Below are 14,628 nucleotides of genomic sequence, written 5' to 3'. Positions count from 1 at the left end.
ACAATTTTAATTACCACCACCACAAATTACTTCATGAAAATTTTTACAAACTCAGTTAGAATAATTGTGCTCTTCCTGGTACTATTGCCGGGGATAGGTTATGCACAGCTTAACGGCTCATATATATTGAGCGGAAAAGTAAACGACGATCAGAGTAAGCCGCTGATAGGGGCAACCGTATCTATTAAAGGTACAACCAATAAAACATCAACCGATACAACCGGTAAATTTTCATTAACAACCAGCGCCAAATTACCTTACACGCTTGTTTTTACCGCGATAGGTTATCAACCACAGGAGTTTTACATTAAAAATGCCAATAGCGCGGTTAACATTACGCTTACTACGCAATCATTACTGGTTAATGAGGTAGTAGTAACGGCATCCCGTAAGGAAGAAAAGTTACTTCGTTCGCCCGTAGCTATCGAAAAATTGAGTATTACAGCGTTAAAACAGTCGCCTGGCCCAAGTTTTTATGATGCTTTAGAAAATGTTAAAGGTGTACAGATGACCACCACCAGTATCACCCTTAAAGTGCCTAATACCCGTGGTTTCAACAGCCCAAACAACTTTAGGTTTATGCAGCTGGTTGACGGTGTAGATATGCAATCGGCTACATTAGGTGTGCCGCTTGGCAATGCCATTGGGCCGACCGAACTGGATATTGCCAGCGTGGAGATCACCCCGGGTGCTGCCGCCGCGCTTTACGGCACTAATGCCATTAATGGTTTATCAAATCTGTTTACTAAAGATCCATTTAAATATCAGGGTTTAAGTTTTTACCATCGCCAGGGTTTAAACCACGTTGGGAAAGATCGCTTAGGGGCAAGTTCCCTTACCGAAGATGCTTTAAGATATGCCAAAGCTTTTAACGATAAGTTTGCTGTTAAAGTGAACTTTAGCTATATGCAAGGGCAAGACTGGCAATCAGATACCCGCCTTGATCAAAACCCAACTAATCTGAAATCGGCCAACCCTGCTTACCCCGAATTGACAGGTACCAGCAACGCAGCTTATGATGGCTGGAATAAGTACGGTGATGATGCACTTGCAGGCAGTAACACCGTATCAATAAAAGGTATCACGGTTGATGGCAAAGCCCGTCCAAACCTTACGGTAGCCCGTACCGGCTATAACGAGGTTGATTTGGTCGACCCACATGTTAAAAATTTAAAGTTAGATGGTACGCTGGCATATAAGCTATCGCCAAGCACCATCTTATCGTATACTTATCGCTATGGCAGGCTTGATGGTGTATTTCAACGTGGTAACAAGATCTCATTACAAGGCGCTACAGTTCAGAATCATAAGATTGAGTTAAAAGGAAAAGATTTCCTGGTACGTGGTTATGAATCAATTGAAAATACTGGTAACTCGTTCAACGTAAAACCATTAGCTGACAATCTTGATCTTAACCACGCCAGTAACTCGGCATGGGCAACTTTATATGGTAATGCGTTAAAAGCCTACAATGGCGGTGTTCTTACTTCTGCAAATCTTGCTGCTGCCGAGCAAGCCGCCCGTGCTGCTGCTGATAAAGGCCGTGTTGAGCCCGGTACTCCTGAGTTTGATGCGTTGAGAAAAACTATCATTGGTATCAATAACTGGGATATTAAATCGAGCCTGATCCCTAACGCCCCGGTTACGGGCGGCGCCGCATTGGTTCAAAAAAGTCATATGTATAACGGCGAAGCCCAGTGGGATTTGAGCAGCAAGGTTAAATTTGTTGACCTGTTGGTTGGTGCCGATGTGCGTGTGTACAGCATTACGCCGGATGGTAATAACTTCGTAGATTTTAGTCGCCCTATTGCCGATAGGAATACCCCATTGGCCGACGGTACTTTCGGTAAAGATGTGATCTATAAAAAATATGGCGCCTTTACCCAGGTTACCAAAACTTTTTTTGATGAGAAATTGAAATTATTCGGCTCTATCCGCTGGGATCGCAATCCATACTTTGATCCTAAATTCACGCCACGTTTAGCCGCAGTTTACACTGTCAATCAAAACCATAACTTCAGGTTCACGTTCCAGAACGGTTATCGTTTCCCTTCACTGTTTGAGGCGTTATCATATGTAAATAACGGTCGCGTAAAACGTGTAGGCAGCTTGCCGTTTATTAATGAAGGCTTGGGTTACCTTGGTAACAGTTACACCCAAACGTCGGTAGTGGCTTTCAATGCTGCGGTAAATGCTGCAGGCGGCTCAGATCAGGCTGCTTTGGCTAACCGTAATTTGTTAAAAGTAGCGGACCTGCCACCGGCACGTCCAGAACAGATCACTTCTTTCGAGGTTGGTTATAAAGGCATCGTAGCCGATAATAAAGTGTTCATTGATATTGATGCTTACACCAACCGTTATGACGGCTTCCTCGGCCAGGTACAGGTGTTTGTACCAAACGGTGCTACTGTTGGCTCAGACGCAGCTGTATTAGCCATGCTTGACATTAACCGTGATCCTACAACAGGCACATCAACCAACGCAGCCAGCCAGGGCCAAAGCCGGTACCGCGTTTATACCAATGCCAAAAACATCTATCATAACTACGGTTCATCCGCAGGTATTACTTACAATTTCTATCAGCATTATACGGTATCAGGAAACGTAAGCTTTAATAAATTAAAAGCCCAAACAGCTTCAGATATCTTCGTTACAGGTTTTAATACTCCAGAATGGTCGGGCAATATATCATTCGGTAATCGCGAGGTGGTTAAAAACTTTGGTTTCAACGTAGTTTACAAATGGCAGCAATCATACCTGTGGGAAAGCCCGCTGGTTACAGGTACCGTACCATCAATCAAAACAGTTGATGCACAGGTTACTTATCGTGTGCCGTCATACTATGCAACCTTTAAGTTAGGTGCTACCGATATCTTTAACAAAAGATATTACCAATACGCAGGCGGCCCAACAATCGGTGGCTTATACTATGTTTCGGTAACGCTTGACGGTTTATTAGCAGGCAATAATAACAACAAGTAAGAGCTTTTATTACGTTTTATATGGTTTGTAAGGAGATGGGGTTTAAAAACTTCATCTCCTTTTTTTTGAACCATGATTTTTAGGATTAAAGGATTACCTTGAGTTTTATGTAGAATTCGGAACACCTTAATCAGACAAAACATGGCCATCCCATCATCCTAAAAATCATGGTTCAGTAAAAAAGGCCAACTAATCTTCCGACTAATTGACCTACGTATAAAAAAAAGCGTCTTGAACCTTGATTTGCCTGATTAGAGGATTTTCATGAATTGATTTATTGTTCCAACTTGTATATTTTTCAAGGTAATCCTCAAATCCTAAAAATCAGGGTTTTGCTACCTCGTGTAATCCACATTCTTTTTTGGATTGATCTTCCCACCACCAGCGGCCTGCACGGAAATCTTCACCTTCGGCTACGGCGCGGGTACATGGCATACAGCCGATGCTTGGGAAGCCTTTATCATGTAATGAGTTATAGGGGATATTGTATTGTTTGATATAGGCTTTAACTTCATCAAGTGTCCAGCTGAAAATAGGGTGGAACTTTACAAGTTGATTTTGCTCGTCCCATTCCAGGTCATGCATATCATGACGGTTAACCGATTGTTCGGCACGGATGCCGGTAATCCAGATTTTATTGCCTTTTAAGGCACGTTTAAGTGGCTCTATTTTACGGATGCCGCAACATTCCTTGCGGTTTTCAACCGACTCGTAAAAGCTGTTAGGGCCTTTTTTGCTTACCATCTCTTCCAATAGTTCATTATTCGGATAGTAGGCATGAATAGGTTTTTGATACCGGTTCATGGTAGCCGCCCAAACCGAATAAGTTTCGCGGAAGAGCCTGCCGGTTTCAAGCGTGAATACTTTGATGGGCAGGTTATTGGAAAATATCATATGGCTGATCACCTGGTCTTCCCAGCCAAAACTGGTAGAAAACACGATCTCGCCGGGAGATAGTTCTGCAAGTTTGGTCAGGGCTTCAACAGGGCCAAGACCGATAATATCTTGTTGTATATCTGCTAATGTTGCGCTCATGGTACCGGGACAAAAAATTTGAGGATAGAACGGATGCTGATCAGGATAACGATAACCGCAACAGCAACCATGATAGTTTTTGCTGAAATTTTGTTAGAGATTTTAGCTGCTATTGGCGACGCTAATGCGCTGCCCAATACCAGCCCAACTACAGCATGCCAGTGATTGCTGTTAACCATGGCAATGAAGGTTATAGAACCTATCATGGCCACAAAAAAACGTGAAAGTTTAACTGTACCTAACGAAAAGCGAGGGCTCCTGCCGCCGGCTATCAGGGTTGATAGCACGATTGATCCCCAACCGCCGCCGCCAACAGCATCGATAAAGCCACCGCCTAAACCCAGCAGCGAAATGCGTTTTACCTTATCGGCCGATTTTTTCTTTTGTGTGTTAAATGCTTTCCTGAATATCACTATACCTAATATTAAGGTATAAACCGATACAACAGGTTTGGTGTACATGGCGTAATGCTCAAGCGATGAAAGTATGAATGCTCCTAAAAACGCACCAAGAATACCCGGCACAACCAAAAGTTTAAAGAGTTTCCAATTGATATTACCCATACGATAATGCATCCAGCCGGCTATCCCGCAGCTTAAAATCTCGGATAAGTGAACACCCATGCTTGCCGAAGCAGGAGGGATGCCCATAGCTAAGGAGAACGAGGTGGATGTTACGCCGTACGACATGCCAATTGCCCCGTCTATCATTGCAAATACGAAGCCAGCTCCTAAAAAGTAATAAAAGAGAGGGTCGACACCAGTTACAAAGTTTTTGAAATTGGGTTCCTTAAAATAAAGTGCTGTTATAACAATAGCTAAGGATATGATAATGGTAGACCATAACAACCAGATAAAGTTTTTCCGGTTAGCCACTTTGGGCTCAACCAAAACGGATGTTACGCTGTTTAGTTTTTTTACCTTGTCGGCAAAATCGCCTTCAAGGGTATTTCTTAGTTCGCTCATTTGCTGCAAAGTGATGTCAAGCTCGGCAGGAAGGCTTTCATTTAATACTTCTTTTAATCGTTTAGCCACAGTAGGTGATTTTCCGTTGGTAGATATGGCCAGTTTCAGGTCGCCCTTCTGCACTATCGATCCTAAGTAAAAGTCGCATAATGCAGGCTTATCAGCTACATTGATCAGTAGCTTACGTTCATGGGCGGAATTGCGGATATAGTTGTTAAGTTCGCTGTCATTGGTAGCGGCAATAACTATATCGGCATCGTTCAGGTCATCATCGGTAAATGATTTTTGTATTATGCGGATGCCTGGATATTGTGATACAAGCATATGTACCTCGGGCAAAAACTCGCGCGAAATAACGGTTATCCTTGCACTATTGCTATTATTAAGTACAGCGGTAAGTTTTTCCAAACCAACATTACCGCCGCCAATAAGCACCGTATGCAGATCATTCAGTTTTAAAAACACAGGAAAAAGCTGATTGCCGTCCTGTTTTTCATCCTGGATGTTGGTTAAACTCTTATCCCCGGGCAACAACGTCATAAACTTCTTGTATCAGTTGGAATTTTGGATGAAGCGATACTACTTCGCCTAAAACGATAATGGCAGGCGATGAAATCTTACTTTCTGCAACAGTATCGACAATAGTATCAACCGTAGCAACAGCGATCTTCTCGTCTACAGTAGATCCGCTTTGGATAACGGCTACGGGCAGTTTGTTCTTGCCTTGTAGCTTAAATATTTCAGCGATTTCAGTCAGCTTATGAATGCCCATCAATACAACTACGGTAGCATTTGATCGTGAAGCGTCAATAAGATCGTTCGAGATCTTGCCATTTGCAGTGGTGCCGGTAACCACCCAAAAACTTTCGCTTAAACCGCGGTGAGTAACAGGAATTTGCTGTAGTTCGGGCACCGCTATCGAGCTTGAAATCCCAGGAATAACAGACGCAGGTATGTTATGCGCCGCTGCAATGCTCAGTTCCTCATATCCGCGACCGAATACAAAAGAATCTCCGCCTTTTAACCTAACCACGTGACCGTAATTCACAGCATAATCAACCATCAGGTTGTTAATTGCTTCTTGCGAAAAGGTATGGTCGCCAGAACGTTTGCCTACGTAAACTTTCGTTGAATTGGCCGGGGCGTATTCAAGCAGTTCTTCATTAACCAAAGCATCGTACAAAACAATATCGGCTGTTTTCAAAGCTTTGATCGCTTTTACAGTTATCAAGTCGGCATCGCCGGGTCCTGCGCCCACCAATGTGATACGCGGTTCTTTTATATTTTTATTAATATCAGTCATTATTGTACAAGCGCCTCTCTCTTATCCTTGCTTCTGCTTAAAAATTCTGTGGCCTGTGCTAAATATACTGCGGCAAAGTCCTGCGAAGGCTCGTTTTGGTTGAGCTGTAATGCAAGATCATTAAACGTTCCGTTCAATTCAAATTCACCTTTTTCAACATATTGAGCATCAAATTCGCGGATCACACCAATTTGGGTACTACTGTTAACACCTTTGTCAAGCAACAGCGCTTTCGCTGAGCTTACAAACACATTATAGGCATGATAAATAGCGTCAGCCCAGCGGCCATCAGCATAAGCTTCGTTAGCCCAGCCTAATTTTTCTTCCGATTCAAACAGCAGCGTAGCTACCAGGTCAATGATCACACCGGCACATTCGCCTACACCAATCGCGGTAACAAATGTTTCCTGGTGACCCCAGTCAATGTATTCGTCATCGGTAAGAGTAGTTAAATCGGCAAGTGGTTTCAGCAAACGGTAAAAATAATCTTTACCCTGCCTGTCATAATATTCATGGTAAGTTTCACCCTCGGGCGAAAACTCTTTATAGTCGTTCAATAACCACCTTAGCACATCGGTAGCACGTTTGGTAGGTACTTTGATCACCCTTTCGGCGGCGCGGCCAACGCCGTCGCCAACGGTACCGCCGCCTAACATTACCTGTACAGAAGGTAATACTTTAGCACCCGCTTTAAGCGAGCTGCCATGGAAACCGATATGCGCCAAGCCATGCTGACCACAAGAGTTCATACAACCGCTTATTTTGATCTTGATCTCACGGTTATAAATAAAATCCTCGTATTCATTATAGATCAGATCTTCCAGTACGCGGGCCATGGTCATACTGTTGGAGATGCCAAGATTGCAGGTGTCTGTACCCGGGCAGGTGGTAACATCAGCAATGCTATCGAAGCCCGGTGCAGCCAGCTCAAGCTTAGCCAGGCCTTCATATAAAGCAGGCAATGCTTCTTTTTGAACGTATTTTAAAAGCAATCCCTGGTTTTGGGTAATGCGGATCTCGTGACCAACCAATGGCTCCAGTGTTTTAACCAGTGCACGGGCAGTATCTGATGAGATATCACCTACAGGCACTTTAATATAAACGCCGTAAAAACCCTTTTGCTTTTGCTCAAAAACGTTGGTAGCCAGCCATTGCTCATAGCGCAACGGGTTACTGATGGTTACTTCGGGATAGCTATCAGTTGGTGGTAAAGCCGGGGCATCAATGGCATCCCGGTTGATAGGGTATGATTTTACTTTGTTGGCAGTACGCTCGATTTTGGTTAAACGCAATACTTCATCCAAACCTAATTTTTGGATAAGGTATTTCATACGGGCTTTGTTGCGGTTATTGCGTTCGCCGTAACGGTCAAAAACACGAATCACTGATTCGATATAAGGGATCAGCTGATCTTCTGGTAAAAACTCTTCAACAATACTGGCTAAAATTGGCTGTGCACCTAAACCGCCGCCAAGCATGATCTTAAACCCACGTTCCCCATTGGCGTTTATTTTAGGGATAGCGCCGATATCATGAATGTATGAAAACGCTGTGTCCTCATCGCTTGACGAGAAAGAGATTTTGAATTTGCGGCCCATTTCCTGGCATATCGGGTTACGCAGAAAATAATCAAACGTAGCATATGCATAAGGAGAAACGTCAAATGGTTCTTTTGGGTCGATACCTGCAGTAGGAGAGGCTGTAACATTGCGCACGGTATTACCACATGCTTCGCGCAGAGTGATATCATCCTGTGCAAGCTTGGCCCAAAGCTGGGGTGTACGGTCAAGACTTACATAGTGGATCTGGATGTCCTGGCGGGTGGTAAGGTGGAGATTACTGCTCCCAAACTCGTCAGAAATCTCGGCAATTTTCAATAGTTGCTTAAAGCTAACTTTACCAAAAGGTAGTTTAATGCGTACCATTTGCACGCCTGGCTGACGCTGGCCATAAACACCGCGCGCCAAACGTAAACTTCTGAATTTTTCATCATGAATTTTACCTTCACGAAAAGCATGGATCTTTTTTTCAAGATCTATAATATCCTTCTCAACAATAGGGTTCTCCAGTTCCGTTCTGAAGCTCTGCATATTCTATGTATTAATCTTTTATAAAAAAGCCCCTTTGGCTGTGGCTAAAGAGGCATATATGGTTAAATATTACGTTTACAGCCTCGTTTTCTCATTGCACATATAGCAATAAGTCAGTTGGTTAAGACAGGTAATATTAATGCTCTCACGATTCATTTCCCAAATATATATATAGTATACGGAAAAAGTAGCATTTAATTAAAAAAAACTGCGTTATGACAGTTTTATGAAGTTTTAAAATTAAACGCTGATGAGGGTGGTTTCGCGTTTGATGATATCGGCGATGCTGGTTTCGCTTAATATTTTAAGTGTGGCATCTCTTACATCAACAAATACATCCCTTATGCCGCAAGTGCTTTCCTGGTGGCATTCATCGCATTTGTGGTAAAAGTTTAAGCTGGCGCAGGGCACCATGGCAATAGGTCCGTCGGTTATACGCATGATACTTACCAGGAATATTTCTTTGGGATCGCGGTTAAGGCTGTAGCCACCGCCTGCTCCTTTTTTGCTGTAAAGAAACCCCGCATTGCGCAGATCAAGCAGTATCTGCTCAAGAAACTTTTTAGGGATTCGTTCAATTTCGGCAATCTTCGAAATTTGCATAGGCGGCTGGTCCATGTTCTTGCCAAGAACCACAAGTGCCTTTATAGCATACTTAGTTTTTTTTGAAAGCATTTTCTAAAATAAAACTCACAAAGGTAAATAAAGATATTCTCTAAATTAACTATTTTTTCGAGTAATATTATAGATTATATAGAAAGGATATTTTATACAGACATTGTTATATAAAAGTTACAACTGATGCCTGTCTGAATGACCGAGGCTTTTACCCGGGTTAACTTTATCACGAACGGCCTGTTTTAACTCTTTGATTTCTGGAAAATGGCCATCACGCTTGCGGTCAAACAGCGTTTCTTCATCAATGCTTATCGTATATCTGCCGCTCACTTCGCTTGGTTTTAAGGTAACCCCGTTTAGGTCATCGGTAAAGGTTGTAAGCAGTTCCTGGGCCATATAAGCGGCACGCATCATCCAGTTGCATTTTGGGCAATATTCAATAATGATAGTTGGTTTCATGCTGTTGTGATTGGTTTCTTTGCTACAATAAATCTATCCTCATTATGGGTACTTAAAACCTTAAGTTCGTCACCCACCGAAATTACGCCTGCATTTTCATGTACCAAGTTTTGTCCAAACATGATCTTATTGTTTTTCATACGGTAAGAGGCCAGGGTTTTTAGAGGCTCCTTAGCTTTCACGGCTGTTTGCTGATCGATGGTGGTTAACACACAACGTGCGCAAAGTTTTGCCCCGTAGAAGGTTATCCCTGCTATCTCAATCTCATTCATCAGGTCTTCGCTATATGCATCACCGCCGGTAAAAACTATATTGGGACGAAAGCGGTTCATTGGCAAAGGCAATGGCATTCGTTTGTTAAGGTCATTAAGCGAAGCCTGCCCAATAAGCAGGAAAGGATAGGCATCTGCAAATGAAGTGATAATGCCGGGTTTGGCGTAGCGCTGGTCGACTTCGCGTTCACTGTCATCGGGCATGTAAACGAGGCGGCATTTCATATTGAGTGCTTCGCTGAACCACTGGTCAAATCCATTATTTATGTATTGTCCCATGCAGGTGTCGTCCCATACAGTAAATTGTTGTAAGGGGTTTCTTTCGCCATTAAATGGAATTAATAATGACCCGCCCGAATGATGATGTACAGCTACACCATCAGTTTCTACTGTCGTTTTGATCAGTGCCATTTGCGGAAACTCCCGCTGGGTTATAAAGTGCCCGTGTTCATTAACCAGCATCCAACGCCTGTCGTGTTGTAAACCACGACGGGTAACCTCCGCATTTTGCACAGCAACGCCGCCCAATGATTTGATAGGGTAGATATATAATTCACTTACTTGTAGCATGGGGTAAAAATAAATAAAAGAACCATGATTTTCAGGATTAGACAATTTCATGATACCTAAACCAGAAATTATAATCTTGATAATCCTTCAATCCTAAAAATCGTGGTTCTTTTTCACAATCGATTGCTATATCGATTTTTAATTAATATAATTGTTTTATCCAATCTCAAAACCAATTTATAAACTATGCCATTAAGTAATATAAACGGCAAGGCTAAGGCTAATAATACCTATGATGCCATTGTAATAGGGTCAGGCATCAGCGGTGGCTGGGCAGCAAAAGAGTTATCTGAACTTGGCTTGAAAACCATTATGCTTGAACGGGGCCGCAACTTTGAGCACATTAAAGATTATAAAACCGCCAGCCAGGACCCCTGGGACCTTCATCATGCCGGAAAGCCAACGCAAGCCCAGCGTAAACAACGCCCCGTAATTTCACGTAACTGGGGAGCTGCCGAACCTATTATGGATTACTGGACTGATGAGCAAGCCGCACCATATACCGAGATTAAACCGTTTAACTGGTGGCGTTCATATCAGCTTGGTGGTCGCTCCATTTTATGGGGAAGGCAAAGCTATCGCTGGAGCGATTTTGATTTTGAAGCAAATGCTAAGGACGGCTGGGCTATTGATTGGCCAATCCGCTATAAAGATCTTGCGCCATGGTATGATCATGTAGAGAAATTTGCAGGTATAAGCGGTTCCATGGAGGGCTTGCCACAATTGCCCGACGGTCATTATTTACCGCCGATGGATATGAACGTAGTTGAAAAGGATGTCGCCGCACGTATCAAGAAAAACTATAACGGAGCCAGGCACATGATTATTGGCCGTTCGGCGAATTTAACGGCCGCAATTCCAGGACGCACGGCTTGCCAATTCAGGAACCGGTGCTGGGAAGGTTGCCCGTTTGGCGGATATTTCAGTACGCAATCGTCAACTTTGCCCGCCGCTTTGGCAACCGGCAATTTAACGGTCAGGCCATTTTCTATCGTTACCAAGATATTGTATGATAAGGATACTAAAAAAGCAAAAGGGGTAGAAGTGCTTGATGCCGAAACCAACCAAACTTATGAGTATTATTCAAAGATAGTTTTTGTAAACGCCTCTGCTTTGAACAGCGCCTGGGTTTTGATGAATTCTGCTACGGATATTTGGCCGGATGGCTTAGGCAGCAGCAGCGGTGAACTTGGGCACAACATTATGGATCACCATTACAACCTTGGCGCAAGCGGATTGGTTGAAGGTTTTGAGGATAAATATTATTATGGTCGCCGGGCTAATGGTATTTATGTTGTGCGTTTTGCCAACCTGTTTGGTGATAAACGCGATTACCTGCGTGGTTTCGGTTACCAGGGCGCGGCAAGCCGCATGGGTTGGAGCCGTGAGATTGCTGAATTGAATATTGGTGCCGGCTATAAGGACGCACTTACCGAGCCAGGCCCCTGGACTATAGGCTTAAGCGGCTTTGGTGAATTGCTGCCTTATCACGAAAATAAAATCACCCTTGATAAAACCCGCAAGGACAAATGGGGGTTACCTATTTTAGCGATGGATGCCGAGATCAAAGAGAACGAAAAAAAGATGCGCTTTGATATTGTAAGGGAAGCGAAAGCCATGCTTGAAAGTGCTGGTGTAAAAAATATTGAAACCCATGACCGAGGACACAACGTTGGCGATGGAATTCACGAAATGGGTACGGCAAGAATGGGGCGCGATCCCAAAACATCAGTATTGAATGGCAACAACCAGGTATGGGATGCCAAAAACGTCTTTGTTACCGATGGTGCAGCTATGACTTCATCAGCTTGCCAAAATCCATCGTTAACATACATGGCTATGACAGCCCGCGCTGCTCATTTTGCAGTAGATGAATTGAAGAAAGGGAATTTATAATTTGGTGATTAGTGAGTGGTTGATTAGGTGAATGGTTTGGCACTAATTGTCAAGTTTTAATTAACCACTCACTTGATCAACCATTCACTAAACATAAGACTAACTACTCACTTAATCAACATAATCAACCACTCATCAACTATGAAAAAACTACTTACCATTTGCCTTTTAATAGGCACAGTAATAAGCCAGGTACTTGCTAAGGATAAAGTACTGGTATTTTGTAAAACGGCCGGCTTTCATCATAATTCGATAGCGGTAGGTGTACCTGCTATTATGAAAATGGGCCAGGAGAATAATTTTGATGTAGACAGCACCACTGATGCTGCAAAGTTTACTGCCGATAATTTAAAACAATATAAAGCAGTGATATTTTTAAGTACCACAGGCGATGTTTTGAATGATACCCAACAAGCGGCCTTTGAGCAATACATTAAAGCAGGTGGTGGTTTTGTTGGTGTACACGCTGCAACAGACACCGAATATGGCTGGCCATGGTATGGTAAACTGGTAGGTGCTTATTTTAAAAGTCACCCCAAACAGCAGGAGGCTACTTTAAATGTAGTTGATCGAAACTTTATTGCCACCAAACACCTGCCTGTAACATGGAAACGATGGGATGAATGGTATAACTATAAATGGATAGGTGATGATCTGCATATACTGATCAAGATAGATGAGAAAAGCTACACTGGCGGCGAAAACGGTGATAATCACCCAATGGCCTGGTATCATAATTTCGCCGGTGGTAGGGCTTTTTATACCGAATTAGGTCATACTGATGAATCATATGGTGATCCGTTATATTTGAACCATCTATTAGGCGGTATCAAATATGCGATGGGAAGGAAGAAATGAACCTCGATTAAGGGATTTTAGGATTTCTTGATTTTTCTAATAAGAAAGGGCTCGCAATATTCGCGCGAGCCCTTTCTTATTTATGCTATTAAGGAGATTCGGAAATCTTAAAAATCAGGTCCAAACTACGCATGTTGTATCGCTTCAACAAGAGCCTTGTTGTGCTTATATCTGAATACAAAAGGGAACACAATGGCTATTACCAGGGCATAGCCTGCAAAGGTAAGCCAGATGCCGTGCCAGTCTTTGCCACCGCCTGGCAGCAAAAAGAAATTATCAATGATAAGGCCGCTTGCTATACTTCCGAAAAAAGCCCCGAAGCCATTTACCATCATCATAAACAAACCTTGTGCACTTGCCCTGATGTTGGGAGTAGCTTGGGTTTCAACGAAAAGTGAACCAGATATATTGAAGAAATCGAAAGCCATACCGTAAACAATGCATGACAATACGATCATCCATAAACCACCGGCCGGATCGCCGAAAGCAAAAAGACCAAACCTTAATACCCAGGCCAGCATACTGAACAGCATCACATACTTGATACCGAATTTGCGCAGGAAGAATGGGATCAGTAAAATGAAAAACGTTTCAGAAAACTGGGAGATAGACATGATAATGGCCGGGTATTTTACGCCGACCGAGTCTTTATAGATGGCTATATTTTTAAAATCTTGTATAAAGGTATCACCATAAGCATTGGTAAGTTGTAAGGCGGCTCCCAAAAGCATGGAGAAAGCGAAGAAAATAGCAAACTTTGGGTCTTTAAATAATTTGAAAGCATTCAACCCCAATGAGTCTACAAATGATTTGTTGGTTGTTTTTGTGGAGAGCGGGGGGCATTTAGGAAGACTAAAAGAATAAATGCCAAGTGCAAGGGCGACGGCCGATGCAATATAAAATTGGTTGGGTGAGGTCTCATTATGCGTAAGGCTCACCGTCCATAAAGCGGCTATGAACCCGATAGTGCCCCAAATCCTGATAGGGGGATAATCTTTAACTACATCCTTGTTATTACTTTTCAACGCCGAATATGCCACTGTTATTGATAGTGAAAGGGTTGGCATATAAAAGATCATGTTGATCAGCATTACCCAGAAAAAGGCGGAAGGGCTGGTAATTAAAGGCAGGGTAAATAAGGATGCCGCCCCTAAAATATGCATGATACCGTACAGCTTTTCAGCATTGATAAACCTATCGGCTATAATACCGGTAAGGGCAGGCATAAATATTGCCGAAATACCCATGGTACTGAAGATAGCCCCAAATTGTGCGCCCGACCAATGTTTATCCTGGAACCAGTATGCACCGATGGTAAGCAACCAGGCACCCCAGATAAAAAATTGCATAAAATTCATCAGTATTAAGCGGAACTTAATATTCATACGGTACCTGGTTTAAATAATTTTAGTCAGTGTTAAATTAAAAGCGGAAAGTAGTGAAATAAATGTAAATCAGAAAGCTACAAGTGTAGAAATTACGATTGTTAAACAGAAACCCAGGGGTGAGTTTCTGTTATATGTCATTCACGATTAAATTATATTTTTTGAAAAAGTACATTCGGCTAAATCCGAAATCGA

Annotated in this window: 11 protein-coding genes; 3 read left to right on the top strand and 8 right to left on the bottom strand. The window is 42.8% G+C overall.

What is annotated here, in order from left to right:
* Window positions 1-33 precede the first annotated feature (33 nt).
* On the top strand, window positions 34-2,982 hold the full coding sequence (locus tag MusilaSJ_RS04720) for a TonB-dependent receptor (RefSeq protein ID WP_274988905.1): 2,949 nt from the start codon (window positions 34-36) through the stop codon (window positions 2,980-2,982).
* Between the two features lie 324 nt (window positions 2,983-3,306).
* On the opposite strand, the gene MusilaSJ_RS04715 is transcribed toward MusilaSJ_RS04720, so the two are convergent.
* The 7 genes from MusilaSJ_RS04715 to MusilaSJ_RS04685 form a co-directional block, all read right to left on the bottom strand.
* Window positions 3,307-4,017, bottom strand: coding sequence for a phosphoadenylyl-sulfate reductase (locus tag MusilaSJ_RS04715; RefSeq protein WP_274988904.1), 711 nt, complete (start codon window positions 4,015-4,017; stop codon window positions 3,307-3,309).
* A complete protein-coding gene (locus MusilaSJ_RS04710; RefSeq protein ID WP_274988903.1) occupies window positions 4,014-5,522 on the bottom strand; it encodes a siroheme synthase domain-containing protein in 1,509 nt (502 codons plus the stop codon). The genes MusilaSJ_RS04715 and MusilaSJ_RS04710 overlap by 4 nt, the downstream gene beginning before the upstream one ends.
* The gene (gene cobA / locus MusilaSJ_RS04705) at window positions 5,500-6,285 is read right to left on the bottom strand and encodes a uroporphyrinogen-III C-methyltransferase (RefSeq protein ID WP_274988902.1); all 786 of its coding nucleotides are present in this window, start codon (window positions 6,283-6,285) and stop codon (window positions 5,500-5,502) included. Before cobA ends, MusilaSJ_RS04710 begins: the two co-directional genes overlap by 23 nt.
* Entirely contained in the window at window positions 6,285-8,375 is a 2,091-nt protein-coding gene (locus MusilaSJ_RS04700; protein WP_274988901.1) for a ferredoxin-like domain-containing protein, read from the bottom strand. Before MusilaSJ_RS04700 ends, cobA begins: the two co-directional genes overlap by 1 nt.
* A gap of 240 nt (window positions 8,376-8,615) precedes the next feature.
* Window positions 8,616-9,050: an RrF2 family transcriptional regulator gene (locus MusilaSJ_RS04695; protein WP_090525408.1), complete on the bottom strand. Its 435-nt coding sequence runs from the start codon at window positions 9,048-9,050 to the stop codon at window positions 8,616-8,618.
* 117 nt (window positions 9,051-9,167) lie between these two features.
* The gene (locus MusilaSJ_RS04690) at window positions 9,168-9,452 is read right to left on the bottom strand and encodes an Rdx family protein (RefSeq protein WP_274988900.1); all 285 of its coding nucleotides are present in this window, start codon (window positions 9,450-9,452) and stop codon (window positions 9,168-9,170) included.
* A complete protein-coding gene (locus MusilaSJ_RS04685) occupies window positions 9,449-10,294 on the bottom strand; it encodes an MOSC domain-containing protein (protein WP_274988899.1) in 846 nt (281 codons plus the stop codon). The genes MusilaSJ_RS04690 and MusilaSJ_RS04685 overlap by 4 nt, the downstream gene beginning before the upstream one ends.
* A 186-nt stretch (window positions 10,295-10,480) precedes the next feature.
* On the opposite strand from MusilaSJ_RS04685, the gene MusilaSJ_RS04680 reads away from it, so the two are divergent.
* Both MusilaSJ_RS04680 and MusilaSJ_RS04675 read left to right on the top strand, forming a co-directional pair.
* Window positions 10,481-12,190, top strand: coding sequence for a GMC oxidoreductase (locus MusilaSJ_RS04680; RefSeq protein WP_274988898.1), 1,710 nt, complete (start codon window positions 10,481-10,483; stop codon window positions 12,188-12,190).
* A gap of 141 nt (window positions 12,191-12,331) precedes the next feature.
* Entirely contained in the window at window positions 12,332-13,048 is a 717-nt protein-coding gene (locus MusilaSJ_RS04675) for a ThuA domain-containing protein (protein ID WP_274988897.1), read from the top strand.
* Between the two features lie 125 nt (window positions 13,049-13,173).
* Here the strand turns inward: MusilaSJ_RS04675 and MusilaSJ_RS04670 are convergent, their stop codons facing one another.
* On the bottom strand, window positions 13,174-14,433 hold the full coding sequence (locus MusilaSJ_RS04670; RefSeq protein ID WP_274988896.1) for a nucleoside permease: 1,260 nt from the start codon (window positions 14,431-14,433) through the stop codon (window positions 13,174-13,176).
* Window positions 14,434-14,628 lie beyond the last annotated feature (195 nt).

It is taken from the genome of Mucilaginibacter sp. SJ, assembly GCF_028993635.1.
Lineage (GTDB): Bacteria > Bacteroidota > Bacteroidia > Sphingobacteriales > Sphingobacteriaceae > Mucilaginibacter.
The sequence above is the reverse complement of the archived record's forward strand: the minus strand, read 5'-3'. Positions and strand labels throughout refer to the sequence as shown.

What these genes read in the sequence shown, in the direction of transcription:
- MusilaSJ_RS04720 (WP_274988905.1), top strand. Translation starts at nt 34, where the DNA reads ATGAAAATTTTTACAAACTCAGTTAGAATAATTGTGCTCTTCCTGGTA.
- MusilaSJ_RS04715 (WP_274988904.1), bottom strand. Translation starts at nt 4,017, where the DNA reads ATGAGCGCAACATTAGCAGATATACAACAAGATATTATCGGTCTTGGC.
- MusilaSJ_RS04710 (WP_274988903.1), bottom strand. Translation starts at nt 5,522, where the DNA reads ATGACGTTGTTGCCCGGGGATAAGAGTTTAACCAACATCCAGGATGAA.
- cobA (WP_274988902.1), bottom strand. Translation starts at nt 6,285, where the DNA reads ATGACTGATATTAATAAAAATATAAAAGAACCGCGTATCACATTGGTG.
- MusilaSJ_RS04700 (WP_274988901.1), bottom strand. Translation starts at nt 8,375, where the DNA reads ATGCAGAGCTTCAGAACGGAACTGGAGAACCCTATTGTTGAGAAGGAT.
- MusilaSJ_RS04695 (WP_090525408.1), bottom strand. Translation starts at nt 9,050, where the DNA reads ATGCTTTCAAAAAAAACTAAGTATGCTATAAAGGCACTTGTGGTTCTT.
- MusilaSJ_RS04690 (WP_274988900.1), bottom strand. Translation starts at nt 9,452, where the DNA reads ATGAAACCAACTATCATTATTGAATATTGCCCAAAATGCAACTGGATG.
- MusilaSJ_RS04685 (WP_274988899.1), bottom strand. Translation starts at nt 10,294, where the DNA reads ATGCTACAAGTAAGTGAATTATATATCTACCCTATCAAATCATTGGGC.
- MusilaSJ_RS04680 (WP_274988898.1), top strand. Translation starts at nt 10,481, where the DNA reads ATGCCATTAAGTAATATAAACGGCAAGGCTAAGGCTAATAATACCTAT.
- MusilaSJ_RS04675 (WP_274988897.1), top strand. Translation starts at nt 12,332, where the DNA reads ATGAAAAAACTACTTACCATTTGCCTTTTAATAGGCACAGTAATAAGC.
- MusilaSJ_RS04670 (WP_274988896.1), bottom strand. Translation starts at nt 14,433, where the DNA reads ATGAATATTAAGTTCCGCTTAATACTGATGAATTTTATGCAATTTTTT.